This window comes from Nocardioides kongjuensis, assembly GCF_013409625.1.
In the GTDB taxonomy this organism is placed as follows: Bacteria; Actinomycetota; Actinomycetes; order Propionibacteriales; family Nocardioidaceae; genus Nocardioides; species Nocardioides kongjuensis.
Genome location: NZ_JACCBF010000001.1, coordinates 2,993,103 through 3,009,473 on the forward strand (window position 1 = coordinate 2,993,103; position 16,371 = coordinate 3,009,473).

Here is a 16,371-nt window from a genome sequence, read left to right on the forward strand (position 1 = left end):
GCCCCGGGTGCGTCAGGGCAGCGTGAACCGGGGGTCGGCGGCCGCGGCGAGGAGCTGGTCGACGGTGAGGTCGAGGCTGCTGACCGGCGTCAGGGAGTTGTTGCCGAACAGGTCGTTCGCGTCGATCTCGACCGTGAAGCCGTCGGCGCGGTGGACGACGACCGCCGTCCCGCCCTCGTGCACGGAGACCTCGGCGGAGGCCACACCCGGCAGCGCGACGGGCCGGTCCTGCCAGTCGTCGTACTCGGCGACGACGCTCGAGTCCGGCCAGCCGCCCGGCGCGACCACGAAGACCTGCACCACACCCTGGCCGGACTCGCCGGCGACCCGCCAGCCGACCTTGGTGCCGAGGCCGGTCATCGACACCGATCCCTCGGGACATCCCAGCTGGCTGCCCGACGACTGCACCGACCGGGTCACCTCCCAGCGGTCCAGGTGCGCACCCTGCGGGTCGAGCCGCTCGGCGAGGATCTGGCGGTAGCCCTTCACCGTCCGGTTGTAGACCGGCGCCTCGCCCCGCACCGGGTCGGCCATCGGCACGCAGGTCCGGCCCTCCGGCGTCGTGACAGCGGCAGGCGTCGGGGCGGGAGTCGACGTGGGCGCCGGGTCCTTCGCCACCGGCGCCGGCTCGCTGCCGCCGGGCGCGAGCACGACGACGGCGCTCGCCGAGGCCACGGCGGCGAGAGCTCCACAGCCGACGGCCAGCCGGGTGCGCGCGCGGCGCCGGCGCCCGCGACGAAGGTCGTCGGCCGGGTCGGAGGAGGGCGTGAGGCTGTCGGTGAGCCGGTGCAGCTCGGCACCCAGCTGGTCCTCGATCGGGGTCATGAGCAGTTCTCCTCGAGCTCGTCGGAGCGGTCCGACAACGCCGTGCGCAGCGCCGCGAGGGCCGCGGACGTCTGGCTCTTGACCGTGCCGGCGCTGATCCCGAGATCGGCGGCGCTCTCCTCGACGCTCAGCCCCCACCAGTGCCGCAGCACGACCACCCGGCGCTGGCCGGGAGGCAGGGCGCGCAGCGCGCTCCACAGGGCGTCGCGGTCCTCGAGCGCAGGAGCCGCCGCGGGAACGGGTACGTCGGGCAGCCGCTCCCCCGCGGACGTCTCGCGCCGCCACGGCCGGCGCCCCTCGTCGAGGTGGGCGTTCACGACGGCGCGGCGCACGTAGGCGTCGACCGAGTCGGCGCGACGCACCCGCGGCCAGGCGACGTACAGGCGGGTCAGCGCGGCCTGGACGACGTCCTCGGCGCGGTGTGGGTCACCGCACAGCAGCCAGGCAGCGCGGAACAGCTGCGGTCGCCGTTGCTCGACGTACGCAGCGAACTCCTCGTCGCGCTCGTGGCCCACCCTGCTCCTCCCGGTCCGGCGTTGTCGTCTGGTTGACGCAACGCGACGCGGATCGGTTGGGTGCGCCGCGCCACGGTCTCAGGCGAGCGCCTCCACGTTGCGCACCAGTGCCTCGCTGGAGTGCTTGACCGCGACGCCGACGACCGGCTTGACCGCACCGGCGATCGCCTTGCCCGCCGGGCCGCCCGGGAGCGTGAAGGAGATCCAGGCGTCGACCCGGGTCCGGTCGCCGCCGAGGTCGGTGAAGCTCCAGCGCTGGGTGGTCTCGACGCCCTTGACCGAGGTCAGCTCGAGCAGCCGGTCCTGCTCCCAGGCGGTGCACTCGATGCGCGCCTTGAGCGGCACGCCGACCTTCATCACGCCGTCGTACTGGGCGCCCACCCCGCGGAGCTGGTCGGTGACCGGCTCGATCTTCGTCAGGCCGTACATCCAGTCCTTCGTGCACGTGAAGTCGTCGACGTACGCGAACACCTTGCTGACCGGCGCCGCGATCTCGACGCTCTGCTCCACCACGTTGCTCACGCCGGAGAGTGTGACATGCGGTCACAGGTTCCGGGCGAAGGCTCAGCGGTGCTCAGCGCGGTGGCGGCAGCGCGTCGGTCGCCTCGAGCTGGCCCATGCCGGTGACCATGAGCAGGTCGGCGACGATCGCGCGCAGCTGGGCGAGGATGGCCTCGGCGGTGAGGATGTCGCTGCGCTCGACCTGGCCGGTCGCCGCACCGACGGCCAGCACCTCGTCGCGAGCCGCGGTCGCGATCCGGTCGGCGTGGAGCTCACGGGCGATGGCGTCGGCGGCCGAGGCGAGGTCGGCGGTGAGCCCCGGGTACGACGCCGGCACCGGCAGCCGGCGGTAGGCGATGATCGTGGTCTGCCGCACCAGCACACGGGTGCTGCGCAGCGCGCGGTCGAGCGGGTCGACCAGCTCGACCATGCGCCGCAGCGGCTCGCGGTGCCGGATCCGGAACGGCGAGGAGCTGACGACGGCCATGCCCTCCTCGGCCGCGGCCTGGAGCTCGCGGATCAGCCGGTCGGTGGTGCGGGCGTCGGCGAGCAGCTCGAGCGCCGGCGTGACCTCGCCGTCGACCATCACGTCGGAGGCGGCACGCAGCAGCTGGGCGATCTTGCGGGCCACCGCCGCGGCCTGCTCGCGCGGGCGCCGCAGCGGTGCGGCCGGGACGGCCATCGCCGCGAGGAGCGCGACCGCGCCGCCGACCACGGCGTCGGTCCAGCGCAGGAAGGCTCCGCCGGCGCCCGGGAGCAGCACCGTGACGACGATCGACTGCACGGCCGCCTGCGAGACGAACATGATCCCGGCGTCGAGGAACAGCGCGATCGACATCGACAAGAACACGATCAGCCCGAGCTGCCAGGCGCCCGAGCCGATGCCGGAGACCAGGACGTCGGCCATGAACACGCCGATCGCGACGCCGAGGGTGACCTCGACGACCCGGCGCAGCCGCTGCCCGTACGACGTCCCGAGGCACAGCACGGCCGCGATCGGCGCGAAGAACGGCAGGGTGTGGCCGAGCAGGTCGTGCGCGACGAACCAGGCCAGGCCGGCGGCGACCGAGCACTGGGCGACCACCCACAGCTTCTCGCGCCACCTGTCGAAGCGGCCGCGCAGCGACAGGCGGCTGCGCGACCACATCCGGTCCAGGACTCCGTCGCTCACCGCCTCCACACGGCAACCCTAGTGGCCCTCGGCACTGAGCTCGTCGAGTAGCCGCGAGCGCCAGCGAGCGGCGTGTCGAGACGCCTCGCCCGCGTCTCGGTACGTCCTCGCCCCGGGGCTCGGACCACTCGACGAGCTCGGTTGTCTGTCAGACCGCCTTGGCGGGCAGGACCTTCTTGGAGACCAGCGCGACCACGTCCTCGTAGCGCGAGCCGGTGAACTTCTGGAAGTTGTGCAGCGCGTGGGCGTCGAGGCCGACGAGCACGCGGGCCTGGTTCTTCACGATGCCCTTGACGATGATCTCGGCGGCCCGCTCGGGGGTCATCTTCGCCAGCTTCTCGTCGAACAGCTTCGCCGTGGCGGCCTTGTCCTCCTTGTCGGAGACCCGGGCGTTGCGGGCGATCGCGGTCTTGATGCCTCCGGGGTGGACCGACGTCACGCCGACGTTGTGGCCGGCGATGAGCATCTCCTCGCGCAGCGCCTCGGTGAACCCGCGCACCGCGAACTTGGTCGCGTTGTAGGCGCTCTGGCCGGGCATCGCGAGCAGGCCGAAGAGCGAGGACAGGTTGACGACGTGGCCCTCGCCGGAGGCGATGAGGTGCGGCAGGAACTCCTTGGTGCCGTGCACCACGCCCCAGAAGTTGATGCCGACGATCCACTCCATGTCGTCGTAGGACAGGTCGACGACGTCGCCGGCCAGCGCGACGCCGGCGTTGTTGACGACGACGTTGACCTGGCCGAAGTGGTCGGCCACGGCAGCGGCGTACGCCGCGAACGCGTCGCGGTCGGCGACGTCGAGCCGCGCGGTCTGCACGTCCGGCGCGCCGGCGTCCTTGGCGAGCGCGGCGGTCTCGTCGAGGCCGGTCTCGTTGACGTCGGACAGCGCGAGCCGCGCGCCCTTGCCGGCCAGGTTCACCGCGAGGGCGCGGCCGATGCCCGAGCCCGCACCGGTGATGACGACGACCTTGTTGCTGAGGTTCTTCACGCGTTGACTGCCTCTCGCTGGTGGGACACCTCGACGTCGTACTTGTCGAGGTCGAACGTGCGCAGGTGCTGCCGGAAGGTGAACGTCTGGCCCGGCCACAAGGTGGTGTTGTTGCCGAACTTGTCGAGGTACCAGCTGGCGCAGCCGCCGGTCTGCCACACGGTCGGCTTCATCCTCCGCCGGATCTCGGCGGTCCACGCGTCCTGGGCGGCCTGGGTCGGCTCGACGGCGGCGAGACCCTCGCGGCGCATCGCCTTGGCCGCCTCGACGACGTACTTCACCTGCGACTCGATGATGAAGATCATGCTGGAGTGGCCGAGCGCGGTGTTGGGACCGACGATCTGGAACAGGTTGGGGAAGCCGTGGAAGGTCGTGCCCTTGTAGGCCGCCATGCCGCTCTCGTCCCACAGGTCGGCGAGCGTCACGGCGTCGCGACCGGTGATGTGGCGCGCGATCGGGGGCTCGGTCACGTAGAAGCCGGTCGCGACCACGAGGACGTCGATGGGCCGCTCGACGCCGTCGGCGGTGACGATCGCGTTGCCGGTGATCTTGGCGATCGGGTCGGTGACCAGGTCGACGTTGTCGGCGTCGAGCGCGGGGTACCACTTGTTGGAGATCAGGATCCGCTTGCAGCCGGCGCGGTACGTCGGCGTGACCAACTTGCGCAGCTCGGGGTCGGTGATGCCCCGGGCGATGTTCTTCCTGCCCTGCATCTCGACCGCGCGCATCGCCTGCGGGAACTTCGCGAACGCGGGGACGCGGGACTCGAGGGTCCCGTAGACGAGGGCCCGCAGGGCGCGCTGGGCACCGGGGACCCGCTTGAACACCGTCTTCTCGAGGGTCGTGAAGGAGCGCTCGTTGCGCGGGATGATCCAGTTCGGCGTGCGCTGGTAGACGTCCATGTGGCCGACCACCTTCTGCAGCTCGGGGACGAGCTGCACGGCCGAGGCGCCGGTGCCGATCACGGCGACCCGCTTGCCGGTGAGGTCGACGTCGTGGTTCCAGCGGGCCGAGTGGAAGATCTCGCCCTGGAAGGTCTCGATGCCCTCGATCTCGGGGAGCCGGGGCTCGGAGAGCCCGCCGGCGCCGGCGATGAGGGTGCGGGCGGCGTACTCCTGCACGCCCGCGGGGCCCTCGGTGCGCACGACCCAGCGCTGTGCCTCGTCGTCCCACGTCGCGTCGAGCACGGCGGTGTCGAACACGAAGCGGTCAAGCGTGCCGGAGTCCTCGGCGACCTTGCGGGTGTACTCCCAGATCTCCTGCTGGGGCGAGTAGACCTTGGACCAGTCGGGGTTCAGCGCGAACGAGTAGGAGTAGAGCTGGCTCGGGACGTCGCACTCGGCACCCGGGTAGGTGTTGATGTGCCAGGTGCCGCCGACGTCGCTGTCCTTCTCGATCACGACGAAGTCGCGCTCGGCGGCCTCGTCGAGCTTGATGGCTGCGGCCAGGCCGGCGAAGCCGGCGCCGACGATGAGGTGGTCGACCTGGGTGCGACCTGCGCTGCGGGAGCTCATGGCAGGACGCTATTGGCGTTATTGAACATCTGTCAATAGAATGGCCGGCGTGACGACCGCCACGCCCTCCCCCACTCCGCGCACCCGGCTCTCGCCGGCGCAGCGTCGTACCCAGCTGCTCGAGCTGGGGTTCCGGCTGCTCGCCACGCACTCGCTCGACGAGCTCTCCATCGACCTGCTCGCCGAGGAGGCCGGCATCTCGCGCGGGCTGATGTACCACTACTTCGGCGGCAAGCAGGGCTTCTACGAGGCGGTCGTCCAGCACGCCGCCGACGACCTCTACGCCCGCACCGCTCCCCCGGACCACGGCGAGCCGATGGAGCGGCTGCTCGCCTCGCTCGCCGGGTACGTCGACTACGTCGTCGCCAACCACGCCGGCTACCGCTCCCTGGTGAAGGCGGCGACGGGCGGCAACGACAACCTGCGCGCGATCTACGACACCACGTTCGCGGCGCTCGCCGACCGGTTCTTCACCGCCGACCCCGGCGGCCTGGTCATCCCCGACACCCCGGCCGTGCGCCTGCTCATCCACGCCTGGCAGGCCATGGTCGAGGACCTCGTCCTGACCTGGTGCGACTCCCCCGCCGGGTTGAGCCGCGAGGACCTGCTGCAGGTGATCACGACGTCCCTGCCGGCGCTCATCGACACGCTGCCCGGGTGACGCGACGAGCCGGGCCCCGCTGGCAGCGGAACCCGGCTCGCGAGAGGGGACGAACGATCAGGGAGCAGCCGGCGACAGGTCGCCGCACTCGTCCTTGACGGCCTTCGCGAAGTCGTCCTCGTCACCCTTCACGTCCTTGTTGTCCTCCGCCCACTTCAGCAGCGCGTCGGAGGCCTTCTGGGCCTTCTCGACGTCACCGGACTCCGCGGCGTCGGAGGCGTCCTGGAGCAGACCGCAGTACTCCTTGGCGAGCTTGCCCTCGTCGGTGCCACCGCAGGCGGTGAGCGAGAACGCGGCCGCGAGGACGATGCTGCCGAGGCCGAGGGTGGTCTTCTTCATGGTTGTCTCCCGTGGTTCAGGCGATTCGATCGCCGGGAGCCTCCCACCGGGACATCCGGCGAAACCTCACCAACAGGTGCGTCGTCACTCGGCTCGCTCGCGAGTCCGCCCCCGGCCCCGCCGTCGGGCCCGGGTGACGCCGACCAGGCGGGGACCGGCGAGCCGGGCCTCGACCCGGCGCGCCTCGCGCATGACCGGCTGGGCGACGTACTCGCCGAGGATCACGCCGGAGGCCAGCGCGATGGCGACGGAGGCCGCCGTCACCATCGCGAGCAGGCCCTGGGCTGCCTGCTGGCCGCCGTCCTCGCCGAGCAGGAACAGGCCGCGGTAGATCGAGAGGCCCGGCAGCAGCGGGACGACGGCGGAGACCACGACGACCAGCGGCGGCACCCGGAACCGGCGGCCGACGGTGTAGCCGAACAGCCCGATCACGAAGGCGGACAGGCCGACGGCGAAGGTGCGGCCCGCGCCCGCCTCGGACATCGCCTCGGTCGCCGCGATCCCGAGGCCGCCGAGGACGCCGACGGGGAGCAGGGTGCGCAGTGGCGCGTACGACGCGAAGGCGAACGCGGCAGCACCGACCGCGCCGCCGACGGCCACCGCGGTCACCCCGACCAGGTCGAACCGCGGCAGCGTGAGCGTCGGGATCTCCAGCCCGACCGCGGCGCACAGCGACAGCCCGCCACTGACCCCGGCGATGATGCCGGCGGTGGCGAGCACGGCCTCGAGGATCCGGGCGCCACCGGTGACGAAGAACCCCGAGAGCGCGTCCTGGATCGCGCCCATGAAGCCGATGCCCGCGAGCAGCACGATGATGTTCGCGGTCACGACGAGGGAGGCGTTGAGGTGGACCCACGGCTCGGCGAGCCGGGTGCCGAGCGCCGCGAGCACCGTGGCGACCACGCCGCCGGCGACCTGCTGGTAGAAGCCGGGCAGCCGGCGTCGGGTCATCAGCATCTGGAGCCGGTCGATGCAGATCGCGGCGACCGTCGCGACCAGGACGACGACCAGGCTGCCGCCCAGCTGCAGCCCGACCCCTCCGCACATGACCCCGAGGCCCAGGGTCGCCGCCCAGCGCGGCCGTGCGTGCCCGGAGGACACGATCTGCGCGAGCTCGGTGCGCGCACCCTCGAGATCGGTGTCGCCGGCGATCACGTCGCGGACGAGGTGGTCGACGCGGGTCAGGTCCTCGTAGTCGATGTCGCGCTGGGTGACCGCGCGCAGCTGGACCACCGGCGGCTCGTCCGGACCCTGCTGGACGCTCATCGCCAGCGAGGTGAAGGTGACGTCGACCTGCGTGTGCCGGACGCCGAGCGTGCGGGCCAGCGCCCGCATGGTCGCGACCACGTCGGCCGCGCCGGCTCCCGAGGACAGCAGCACCTCGCCGACCTTGAGGCACAGGTCGAGCGTGCGGTGGAGGGTCCGCAGGTCGTCCATGCCCCAACTCTGTCAGGTGGCCGCGCGGCACCTCTACGCTGATCGCGTGCGCATCGACTTCCACGGCTCGGCCGAGCCGACGCTGGGGGTGGAGTGGGAGTTCGCGCTGGTCGATCGGCGTACCCGCGACCTCCGCAACGACGCCGCCCACCTGTTCGCCCGGGCCAAGCCGCGGATGCCCGCGCCGGAGAAGCTCCACAAGGAGCTGCTCAAGAACACCGTCGAGGTGGTCACCGGCGTGTGCGGCACCGTCGGGGAGGCGATGGCGGACCTGCGCGACACGTTGCAGTACGTCGCCGGTGCGGCCGACGACCTCGACCTGGACCTGTACGGCGCCGGCACGCACCCCTTCGCGGACTGGACCGGGCAGCAGCTGACCGAGGGCAACCGGTACGCCGAGCTGATCAACCGCACGCAGTGGTGGGGTCGGCAGATGCTGATCTGGGGCGTGCACGTGCACGTGGGGCTGCCCGAGAAGGACCGCGTGATGCCGGTCCTCAACGGCCTGCTGACCTACTACCCGCACCTCCAGGCACTCTCCGCGTCCTCCCCGATCTGGATGGGCGTCGACACCGGCTACGCCTCCAACCGGGCGCTGATGTTCCAGCAGCTGCCGACCGCGGGCCTGCCCTTCCAGTTCGACAGGTGGGAGGAGTTCGAGCACTTCGCCCACGACCAGCTCACGACCGGCGTGATCGACGAGCTCAGCGAGATCCGCTGGGACCTGCGCCCGGCGATCAAGCACGGCACCCTGGAGAACCGGATCTGCGACGGCGTCTCCACGCTCGCCGACATGCAGGGCCTGGTCGCGCTCATGCACTGCCTGGTGGTCTGGCTCGACGAGCGGGTCGCGGCCGGCGAGACGCTCACGACCATGCCGCCGTGGCACGTCCAGGAGAACAAGTGGCGGGCCGCGCGGTACGGCGTCGAGGCGATCGTGATCCTCGACGGCGACTCCAACGAGCGGCTCGTGACCGAGGACCTCGCCGAGCTCGTGCCGCGCCTCGAGCCGGTCGCGGCCCGGCTGGGCTGCGAGGCGGAGCTCGCCTCGGTGCTCGACATCGCGACCCGTGGGCCGTCGTACGTGCGGCAGCGGGCGGTCGCCGAGAAGACCGGCAACGACCTCGTCGCGGTCGTCGACTCGGTGGTCACCGAGCTCAAGGCCGGGCTGTAGCCCTGCAGGTCAGGAGCCGGGGAACTCGATCCGGCAGTCCGAGCTGTCGCACGGCGGCGTCTCGGCCCACACGGTCGCGCTCTCGAACACGCTGCCGGTCGACCTCATCACCTGCACACCGGTGAACTTCGACTCCTTCAGCGCCTTGACCACGAACACGACGTCGCCGCGACCATCGCCGTCGACGTCGCTCAGGGTCGCGCCCTGCAGGCTGCGCTGGCCGATGGTGGAGGTGCCGGTGAAGCCGGCGACGGCGCGCGGGCGGCCGTCGGCGAGGTCGTAGACGGTGAGCTCGACCTCCTCGTCGTACGAGCTGGCCTGGACGGCGACCAGGCTGGTCGTGCCGTCGCCGGTGACGTCGCCGACGAGGTAGGCGTCGGCGTACAGGTCGTCCTCGGCGACCGCGCCGACCTCGAAGTCCTTGCCGGTCGAGGTGAGCAGCGCGTAGCCCTGCTTGCCCGAGTAGTAGCCGGTGTAGTCCTCGTCCTTGACCTTCTCGGCCGGGAGCCGGGTCCACAGGTCGGCCCTGCCGTCGTGGTCGAAGTCGCCGGCGCGGATCTCGGTCGAGTCGATGGTGGCGTTGGTGAGCGAGGCCCAGCGCACGGGGTCGGCGAAGCCGCCGGTCCCGTCACCGAGCAGGACCTGCACGTCGACGACGCGGTCGTTGGGCCCGACCAGGGCGAGGTCCTGGCTGCCGTCGCCGTCGAAGTCACCGGCCTGGACCTGGATCCGGGTGCCGAACTCCTCGAGCGAGGACAGGGCGAGCCGGAAGGTCTGGTCGCCCGGGAACTCCTTGTCGGTGGAGGACAGGGTCAGCTGGTTGGCGTCGTCGACGAACGACCAGCTGAGCTGCTCGTTGGTGCCGTCGTCGTCCCAGTCGAGGTGGAGCTCCTCCGGCTCCTGCGAGTCCTCGACCGCGAGCTCGCTCGTGGTGAACACGGTGCCGTTGCTGCTCGCGGTCACCCGGGTCGTGCGGTGGTAGTCCGGGGAGAAGTAGAAGACCGCGTCGCCGTGGCCGTCACCATCGATGTCGCCCTGGATCGCGGTGGGGTGGTCCTTGCCGCCCTCGCCGCCGCCGCCACTCGCGGTCGGGTCGTCCTCCCACGGCCGCAGGGCAGCCAGCGTGCCGGCCGCACCGGCGAGCAGGACGAGCACCACCGCCAGCGCGACCCACAGGCCGAGGCGGCTGCGCCCGGGCGGGGCGGGCGTCGGTGCGTACGGCGGCTGCGGGCCGCCGTGCCCGAGGGACGGGATGTGCCCGTAGCCCGCGGGCGGGGCGGCCGGAGGTGCGCCCTGAGGGGGCGCCGGCGGGCTCGACGGGGTCGGGGGTACGGCGGTCGGCGGGTCCGGCGGTGCCGGCCGGACCCGGGTCGACTCGTCGGCCGGCGCGAACCGCGTCATCGGTCGCCGGTCGGCGGTCCAGTCGGAGCCGTCCCAGCGACGCTCCATGCCGTCACCGTCCGGGTACCAGCCGGGAGGGGTGATGTTGCTCAAGACCTGATCCCATCCGTTCGCGTGCAGCCGGGACCTTCCTACCCCGTGCCGCAGCCGATCACGCCTCACCGCGCGCCCCGATTCCCTTGTGGCGACCGTCACGACGCGCAAGGATCGGGAACCTCCTGCGACGAAAGGGGCTGCTCCGTGGTCTCTGTTCCCGGCAACCGCTTGATCGACCCGACCTCCGCCGCGTTCCTGCTCGCGGAGAACCGCAACATGCCGATGCACGTCGGCGGGCTCCAGCTCTTCGAGCCGCCCGCGGACGCCGGGCCCGACTACGTGCGCGAGATGTTCGAGTCGATGCGGGACACCGAGCGGATCGCACCGCTGTTCCTCAAGCACCCCTACCGCTCGGTCCGGACCGGCGGCACCCTGGTGTGGCGCGACGACGAGCAGTTCGACATCGAGCACCACGTCCGGCACAGCGCGCTCCCCCAGCCCGGCCGGGTGCGCGAGCTGCTCGAGCTGGTCGGCCGGCTGCACTCCACGCGGCTGGCCTGGGAGCGGCCGCTGTGGGAGACCCACGTGATCGAGGGGCTCGCCGACGGCCGGGTCGCGATGTACACCAAGCTCCACCACGCCCTCGTCGACGGCATCTCAGCCATGCGGCTGATGGCGAGCACGCTGTCCTCCGACCCCGACCGCCGCGCCATGCCCGCCCCGTTCGCCGAGGGCGCGGCCCGCAAGCGCCGGCCCGAGGCGGAGGGCCCCGGCTCGCTGCCTGCCGCCGCGGTCGACGCCGCCACCACGGCCGCCCGCACCCTCGCCGACCTGCCCGGCGACGCCGTGCGCACGGCGCTGTCGATCAGCGCCGATGCCGCCGGGATGCCGATGGCGTTGGTGAAGACCCTGCGCAAGGGCCTGAGGAACGAGACCTCGGCGGTGTCGCTCGCCGCGCCGCGCACGATCTTCAACCAGTCGATCACCGGGGCCCGCCGGTTCGCCGCGCAGGACTGGCCGATCGAGCGGATCCGCGGCGTCGGCAAGGCCAGCGGCACGACGATCAACGACGTGGTGCTCGCGATGTGCAGTGGCGCGATGCGGACCTACCTCACCGAGCTCGACGCGCTGCCCGACCAGTCGATGGTCTCGATGGTCCCGATCGGGCTCAAGGCCAAGCAGGCCGGCACCGCCTCGGCGGACGGCGGCAACGCGATCGGCTCGGTGATGGTGCGCCTGGCCACCGACAGGGCCGACCCGGCCGACCGGCTGCGCACGATCAGCCAGTCGATGAAGGACGGCAAGGAGGCGCTGTCGTCGATGACGCCGGCGCAGATCGTGGCGATGAGCGCGATCGGCATGGCGCCCTCGATCGTGGTGCCGATGCTGAAGATGCAGGGCATCGTGCGCCCGCCGTACAACCTGATCATCAGCAACGTGCCCGGTCCGCGGGTGCCCCACTACTGGAACGGCGCGCAGCTGGTCGGCAACTACCCCGTCTCCATCCCGATCAACGGCATGGCGCTCAACATCACCTGCACGTCGTACGCCGGCAACATGGGCTTCGGCCTCACCGGCTGCCGGCGCACCGTCCCGCACCTGCAGCGCCTGCTCACCTTCCTCGACGACGAGCTCGCGGCGCTGGAGAAGGCGGCCGGCGTGGACTGACGTCCCGTCCCGACGCGCCCGGCGGACCGGGCTGCTCGACGACCAGGGCCGTGAACCCGCCGCCGACCCGCTCGGCCACGGCCTGCAGGCGGGCGCGGGTGATCGACGAGACGGTCGGGTGGCCGGCGAGCTCGGCGTTGGAGCCGGGGCGGGTGGGCTCGGCGGAGTTCACCGACAGGCAGGTACGACGCCCGCCGTCGGCCGCGTTCGCGAGGGCGACCGCGTGCCCGGTGGTGCCGGACCCGGCGAAGTAGTCGAGGACCCGGGCGTCGTCGGGCATGGTGCCGATCACCCGCAGCAGCAGGCCTGTGGGCTTCGGGGACTCGAAGACGTGGCCGACCAGGTCCTTGAGCTCGGCGACGGCGGTGTCGGTGGAGCCGACCTCCTCGGCGAGCCAGATGGTCGGCAGCTTCTTGCGGCGCCCGCCGACCGGGTGGCGCCAGTCGCGCTGGTAGACGTCGACCCGTGCGCCCCGGGTCCCGCGCACGACCCGGCACTCGAGGTCGTCGGGCCGCTCGTCGATCCGCGGCCGGGACCAGCGCCACACGGCCGGCGTACCGTCCCCGAAGACCGGCTTGATCTCCTCGGCTCCCTCGAACGGCGTCGTCGCGACCCGGCCGGTGACCGGGTCGCCCCAGACCGGGAAGTGCAGGGTCGGGGTGGAGAGCGGGTTGAACCTCTTGTTGGTGTTGCGCAGCGGCAGTCGCCGGTAGCGACGCCCGTCGGGCGCCTCGACCGGGAAGTCGGACTCGACGACCGTGGCCTCCGAGGTGGCGTCGAGCACGCAGCGGGCGGCGTCCTTGGCGTAGACGAGCAGGTACTCGTGCGAGGTCGCGAAGCCCTTCCCCAGCTGGCGGCCCTTGGGGTTGAGGTTGACCACGACCTGGGCGAGGAAGTTCGCCTCGCCGTACACCTCGTCGAGGAGCAGCCGCAGGTGGGCGACCTCGTGGTCGTCGATGCTGACGAAGAGCGCGCCGGTGTCGGCGAGGACGCGGTGCCCTGCCTCGATCCGGGGCCGCAGGTACGCCGCCCACGCGGCGTGCCGGCCCGCCGCGCCGGCGCCCCGAGCACCCTTGAAGTCGTCGTGGTAGGCGAAGTCGTTGCCCGTGTTGTAGGGCGGGTCGAGGTAGATCAGGTCGTACGACGCCTCCGGCAGCGTGGCGAGGACGTCGAGGTTGTCGCCCTCGACGAAGGTGTTCCACGGTCCCGGCTCGCTGGCCACGGGCTCATCGTGACAGGCTCGCGGTGTGGCGCGCCGTACGTTCTCCCGAGCCGAGCTCGATTCCTACCGCGACGCAGTGGTCCCCGACCTGCTCCCGAACGCACCCGGCCAGGTGCTCAAGCTGCTGTTCGTCGGCATCAACCCGGGACTGTGGACCGCTGCGACCCAGACCCACTTCGCCCATCCCGGCAACCGCTTCTACCCGGCGCTGCTGCTCGGCGGCGTGATCACCGAGCCGGTCGACCCGGCCGACGGGATGACCGACGTGGAGCGGACGTTGATGCGCGAGCGCGGCATCGGGATCAGCAACGTCGTGCACCGCGCGACCGCGAAGGCCTCCGAGCTCTCCGCGGAGGAGCTGAAGGCCGGTGGGCAGCAGCTGGTCGAGCTGGTCGCCCGTGAGCGCCCGAAGGTCGTGGCGATCGCCGGGATCACGGCGTACCGCACCGCCTTCGGGCTCCCCAGGGCCGTTCCCGGCCGCCAGCCCGACACCATCGACGACCTGTGGTCCGGCGGGGAGCTGTGGGTCGTGCCCAACCCGAGCGGCCTCAACGCCCACGAGACGGTCGCCTCGCTGGCCGCGGCCTACCGCGAGGTGGCGCTGGCGGCCGGGGTCATCTGACCGCGGCCCGTCACGCGTCCTGCAGCAGGCCCTCGCGCTGGGCGGCGGCCACGACCCGTCGTACGTTCTCGACGGAGCCGCACCCCTCGTCGATCAACGCGTTGCGCCGCCGGGCCCACTTGGCGCCGAGGTCCCAGCGCACCTTGGTCGAGACCTCGGTGCGGGCGGGCTCGAGGATGCTCAGCTCCTCCTCGGCGATGTGGTGCGCGACGAGGTTGCTCAGCTCCTCGACGGCGTCGGAGAACGCCTGGGTGTCGGTGCCCTTGAGCTCGAGCAGCACCAGCAACGCGTCGTTGCCCTCAGCGTGCTCCTCGCGGCCGTGCTCGACGTCGTGCGCGTCGACGTCGGAGGCCGCCTTGCGCAGCACGGGGTAGACGATCTCCTCCTCCGCCTCGCCGTGCGCCACCAGGACGGCGGCGAACGCCTTGCGGACGGCGTCGCGGTCGACGGTGCCGAGCCGCATCTGGGAGAGCAGTTGCTCGAAGCGGCGGTGGTCGTCGCTGATCAGGTCGATGACGTCGCCCGACGCGGGGCGGCCCAGGTCGATTCCGGAGGTCATGGCGCCGTCGGTACCCGCAACTGCTCCAGGTATCCGTGCACGAGCGAGACCGCCGACGCCCCCTCCCCGCTGGCCGACGCGACCCGCTTCATCGAGCCCGAGCGGATGTCTCCGGCCGCGAAGATCCCGGGCACGCAGGTGCCGAGGTTCGCGGGCGGCAGGCCGTCGACCCAGCACTCGGTCGGGACGTCGCGGCCCGTCAGCACGAAGCCGTGCTGGTCGCGCTGGACGGCGGCCGGCAGCCAGTCGCAGTGGGGCGCCGCACCGATCAGCAGGAACAGCCCACCCGCGCTGACCCGCTCCTCCTCGCGGGTGCGCACGTCGCACAGCTGCAGCCAGCCGAGCTGGCCGGCGTCGTCGGCCCCGCCGTCGATGATCTCCGTGCAGGGGCGTACGTCGATCCGCGGGTTCCACGCGATCTCGTCGATGAGGTACCTCGACATGGTCTCGGCCAGGTCCTCACGCCGGATCAGGATGGTCACCGACCGCGCGAACCGGGCGAGGTGGACGGCCGCCTGACCGGCGGAGTTGCCGCCGCCGACGACGTACACGTCGCGGTCCTCCATCTCGCGGGCCGCGGTCATCGCGGCGCCGTAGTTGACGCCTGCGCCCACCAGCTCCTCGAGCGCGGCGATGCCGAGGCGGCGGTAGGCGACGCCGGCCGCGACGAGGACCGAGCGGGCGTGCACCTCGCCTCCCTCGGTCACCAGGACGTGCGGCGCGCCGTCAGTGCCGGGCACCAGGTCGACGACCGGCCAGCCGGTGAAGAACCGGGCGCCGAACCGGATCGCCTGGGTGCGGGCGCGCTGCCCGAGCCGCTGCCCGGAGATGCCGCGCGGGAAGCCGAGGTAGTTGCGGATCATCGAGCTGGTGCCGGCCTGGCCGCCGATCACCTCGGACTCGATGACCACCGTCGAGAGGCCCTCGGAGGCGCCGTACACGGCGGCGGCGAGGCCGGCCGGTCCGGCACCGACGACGGCGAGGTCGACGACCGTGTCGACCTCGATGTCGGAGGGGCGGCCGTAGATCATCGCGCCGAGCTCGCGGGTCGAGGTCGGCATCAGCACCGGGCGGTCGGCGAAGACGCCGGAGGTCATGTGCACCAGCGGGTACGACGGCGGCCCGTCGAGCCGCGCCAGCGCCTCCTCCCCCTGCGGGCTGTCGGGGAGGTAGCTGCGGTGCGGCATCCCCTGCCGGTCGAGGAAGTCGCGGATGGCGAGCGCCAGCGGCAGCCCCTCCGGCGTGATGATCCGGACCGAGTCGACCTCCGAGGTCGCCACGGTGGCACCCCAGTCGCTGAGCATCTCGGTCACCGCGTAGTGGAACTCCTCGTCGCGGCGTCCCTGCGGCAGCACGAGGTAGGTGTCGAACTTGCCCTTCTGCAGGTAGGGCCGCAGCGAGTTGCTCTCCTCGCCGAACCGGGTGATCGGGATGACCACGAGCCGGCGGGCGGTCGGGACGAGCGCGCGCCAGTCGTGCATCGCCATCAGCATCTGCTCGTCGGGCAGCTGCGACTCGGTGACGATCAGCGCGACCGGCTGCCCGGCACGGCGGGCCTCCTTCAGGACGGCGTTCGCCGCGGCGGCACTGGCGGCGGCGCGGACGTCGTACTCGCGCTCGTAGCGGTGGAACTGCTCGGTGAGGACGTCGAGGTGGTCGCCGGAGACCAGCAGGATGACGGGCGCGGCGGCGGGCTCGGGGGCCGGTGCGTTCACGGCGCCAGTCTGACAGCGCGGACCTC

Annotated in this window: 16 protein-coding genes; 4 read left to right on the plus strand and 12 right to left on the minus strand. The window is 72.1% G+C overall.

Features of this window, described 5'->3' with window-relative positions; translation table 11 throughout:
* Positions 1 to 12: 12 nt before the first annotated feature.
* The 6 genes from BJ958_RS27895 to BJ958_RS14360 all read right to left on the minus strand — a co-directional run bounded on the left by BJ958_RS27895 (position 13) and on the right by BJ958_RS14360 (position 5,511).
* Positions 13 to 825, minus strand: a complete 813-nt coding sequence (locus BJ958_RS27895) for a hypothetical protein (RefSeq protein ID WP_246319050.1) — start codon at positions 823 to 825, stop codon at positions 13 to 15.
* Positions 822 to 1,340, minus strand: a complete 519-nt coding sequence (locus BJ958_RS14340) for a SigE family RNA polymerase sigma factor (RefSeq protein ID WP_179727439.1) — start codon at positions 1,338 to 1,340, stop codon at positions 822 to 824. Before BJ958_RS14340 ends, BJ958_RS27895 begins: the two co-directional genes overlap by 4 nt.
* Positions 1,341 to 1,418: 78 nt before the next feature.
* The gene (locus tag BJ958_RS14345) at positions 1,419 to 1,862 is read right to left on the minus strand and encodes an SRPBCC family protein (protein ID WP_179727440.1); all 444 of its coding nucleotides are present in this window, start codon (positions 1,860 to 1,862) and stop codon (positions 1,419 to 1,421) included.
* 52 nt (positions 1,863 to 1,914) lie between these two features.
* Positions 1,915 to 3,012, minus strand: a complete 1,098-nt coding sequence (locus tag BJ958_RS14350) for an FUSC family protein (RefSeq protein WP_343052685.1) — start codon at positions 3,010 to 3,012, stop codon at positions 1,915 to 1,917.
* A 148-nt stretch (positions 3,013 to 3,160) separates the two neighbouring features.
* The gene (locus tag BJ958_RS14355) at positions 3,161 to 3,997 is read right to left on the minus strand and encodes an SDR family NAD(P)-dependent oxidoreductase (RefSeq protein ID WP_179727441.1); all 837 of its coding nucleotides are present in this window, start codon (positions 3,995 to 3,997) and stop codon (positions 3,161 to 3,163) included.
* Positions 3,994 to 5,511 (minus strand): flavin-containing monooxygenase, encoded by a 1,518-nt coding sequence (locus tag BJ958_RS14360; protein WP_179727442.1) that lies wholly within the window; start codon positions 5,509 to 5,511, stop codon positions 3,994 to 3,996. Before BJ958_RS14360 ends, BJ958_RS14355 begins: the two co-directional genes overlap by 4 nt.
* Before the next feature lie 40 nt (positions 5,512 to 5,551).
* Between BJ958_RS14360 and BJ958_RS14365 the strand changes: the two genes are divergently transcribed.
* Positions 5,552 to 6,172, plus strand: coding sequence for a TetR/AcrR family transcriptional regulator (locus BJ958_RS14365; RefSeq protein ID WP_179727443.1), 621 nt, complete (start codon positions 5,552 to 5,554; stop codon positions 6,170 to 6,172).
* A gap of 57 nt (positions 6,173 to 6,229) precedes the next feature.
* Here BJ958_RS14365 and BJ958_RS14370 read toward each other — a convergent pair whose 3' ends face one another.
* Positions 6,230 to 6,511: a hypothetical protein gene (locus BJ958_RS14370; protein ID WP_179727444.1), complete on the minus strand. Its 282-nt coding sequence runs from the start codon at positions 6,509 to 6,511 to the stop codon at positions 6,230 to 6,232.
* Between the two features lie 84 nt (positions 6,512 to 6,595).
* The gene (locus BJ958_RS14375; RefSeq protein WP_179727445.1) at positions 6,596 to 7,948 is read right to left on the minus strand and encodes a threonine/serine exporter family protein; all 1,353 of its coding nucleotides are present in this window, start codon (positions 7,946 to 7,948) and stop codon (positions 6,596 to 6,598) included.
* Between the two features lie 46 nt (positions 7,949 to 7,994).
* Here BJ958_RS14375 and BJ958_RS14380 point away from each other — a divergent pair, with 46 nt between their 5' ends.
* The gene (locus BJ958_RS14380) at positions 7,995 to 9,122 is read left to right on the plus strand and encodes a glutamate--cysteine ligase (protein WP_343052687.1); all 1,128 of its coding nucleotides are present in this window, start codon (positions 7,995 to 7,997) and stop codon (positions 9,120 to 9,122) included.
* A 9-nt stretch (positions 9,123 to 9,131) separates the two neighbouring features.
* Here BJ958_RS14380 and BJ958_RS14385 read toward each other — a convergent pair whose 3' ends face one another.
* A complete protein-coding gene (locus BJ958_RS14385; protein ID WP_179727447.1) occupies positions 9,132 to 10,616 on the minus strand; it encodes an FG-GAP-like repeat-containing protein in 1,485 nt (494 codons plus the stop codon).
* A gap of 147 nt (positions 10,617 to 10,763) precedes the next feature.
* Here BJ958_RS14385 and BJ958_RS14390 point away from each other — a divergent pair, with 147 nt between their 5' ends.
* Positions 10,764 to 12,227, plus strand: coding sequence for a wax ester/triacylglycerol synthase family O-acyltransferase (locus tag BJ958_RS14390; protein WP_273520942.1), 1,464 nt, complete (start codon positions 10,764 to 10,766; stop codon positions 12,225 to 12,227).
* Here BJ958_RS14390 and BJ958_RS14395 read toward each other — a convergent pair.
* Positions 12,172 to 13,449, minus strand: coding sequence for a DNA methyltransferase (locus tag BJ958_RS14395; protein WP_179727448.1), 1,278 nt, complete (start codon positions 13,447 to 13,449; stop codon positions 12,172 to 12,174). The genes BJ958_RS14390 and BJ958_RS14395 overlap by 56 nt on opposite strands.
* Positions 13,450 to 13,474: 25 nt before the next feature.
* Between BJ958_RS14395 and BJ958_RS14400 the strand changes: the two genes are divergently transcribed.
* Positions 13,475 to 14,071 carry a uracil-DNA glycosylase family protein gene (locus tag BJ958_RS14400; RefSeq protein WP_179727449.1) on the plus strand — a complete coding sequence of 199 codons (597 nt, stop codon included), beginning with the start codon at positions 13,475 to 13,477 and terminating at the stop codon, positions 14,069 to 14,071.
* Positions 14,072 to 14,081: 10 nt separating this feature from the next.
* On the opposite strand, the gene BJ958_RS14405 is transcribed toward BJ958_RS14400, so the two are convergent.
* Positions 14,082 to 14,630, minus strand: coding sequence for a hemerythrin domain-containing protein (locus BJ958_RS14405; protein ID WP_179727450.1), 549 nt, complete (start codon positions 14,628 to 14,630; stop codon positions 14,082 to 14,084).
* Positions 14,627 to 16,345 carry an NAD(P)/FAD-dependent oxidoreductase gene (locus tag BJ958_RS14410; protein ID WP_343052688.1) on the minus strand — a complete coding sequence of 573 codons (1,719 nt, stop codon included), beginning with the start codon at positions 16,343 to 16,345 and terminating at the stop codon, positions 14,627 to 14,629. Before BJ958_RS14410 ends, BJ958_RS14405 begins: the two co-directional genes overlap by 4 nt.
* Positions 16,346 to 16,371: the final 26 nt, after the last annotated feature.

Coding starts and splice junctions, on each gene's coding strand:
- BJ958_RS14405 (WP_179727450.1), bottom strand. CDS start 14,630: ATGACCTCCGGAATCGACCTGGGCCGCCCCGCGTCGGGCGACGTCATC.
- BJ958_RS14370 (WP_179727444.1), bottom strand. CDS start 6,511: ATGAAGAAGACCACCCTCGGCCTCGGCAGCATCGTCCTCGCGGCCGCG.
- BJ958_RS14360 (WP_179727442.1), bottom strand. CDS start 5,511: ATGAGCTCCCGCAGCGCAGGTCGCACCCAGGTCGACCACCTCATCGTC.
- BJ958_RS14365 (WP_179727443.1), top strand. CDS start 5,552: ATGGCCGGCGTGACGACCGCCACGCCCTCCCCCACTCCGCGCACCCGG.
- BJ958_RS14375 (WP_179727445.1), bottom strand. CDS start 7,948: ATGGACGACCTGCGGACCCTCCACCGCACGCTCGACCTGTGCCTCAAG.
- BJ958_RS27895 (WP_246319050.1), bottom strand. CDS start 825: ATGACCCCGATCGAGGACCAGCTGGGTGCCGAGCTGCACCGGCTCACC.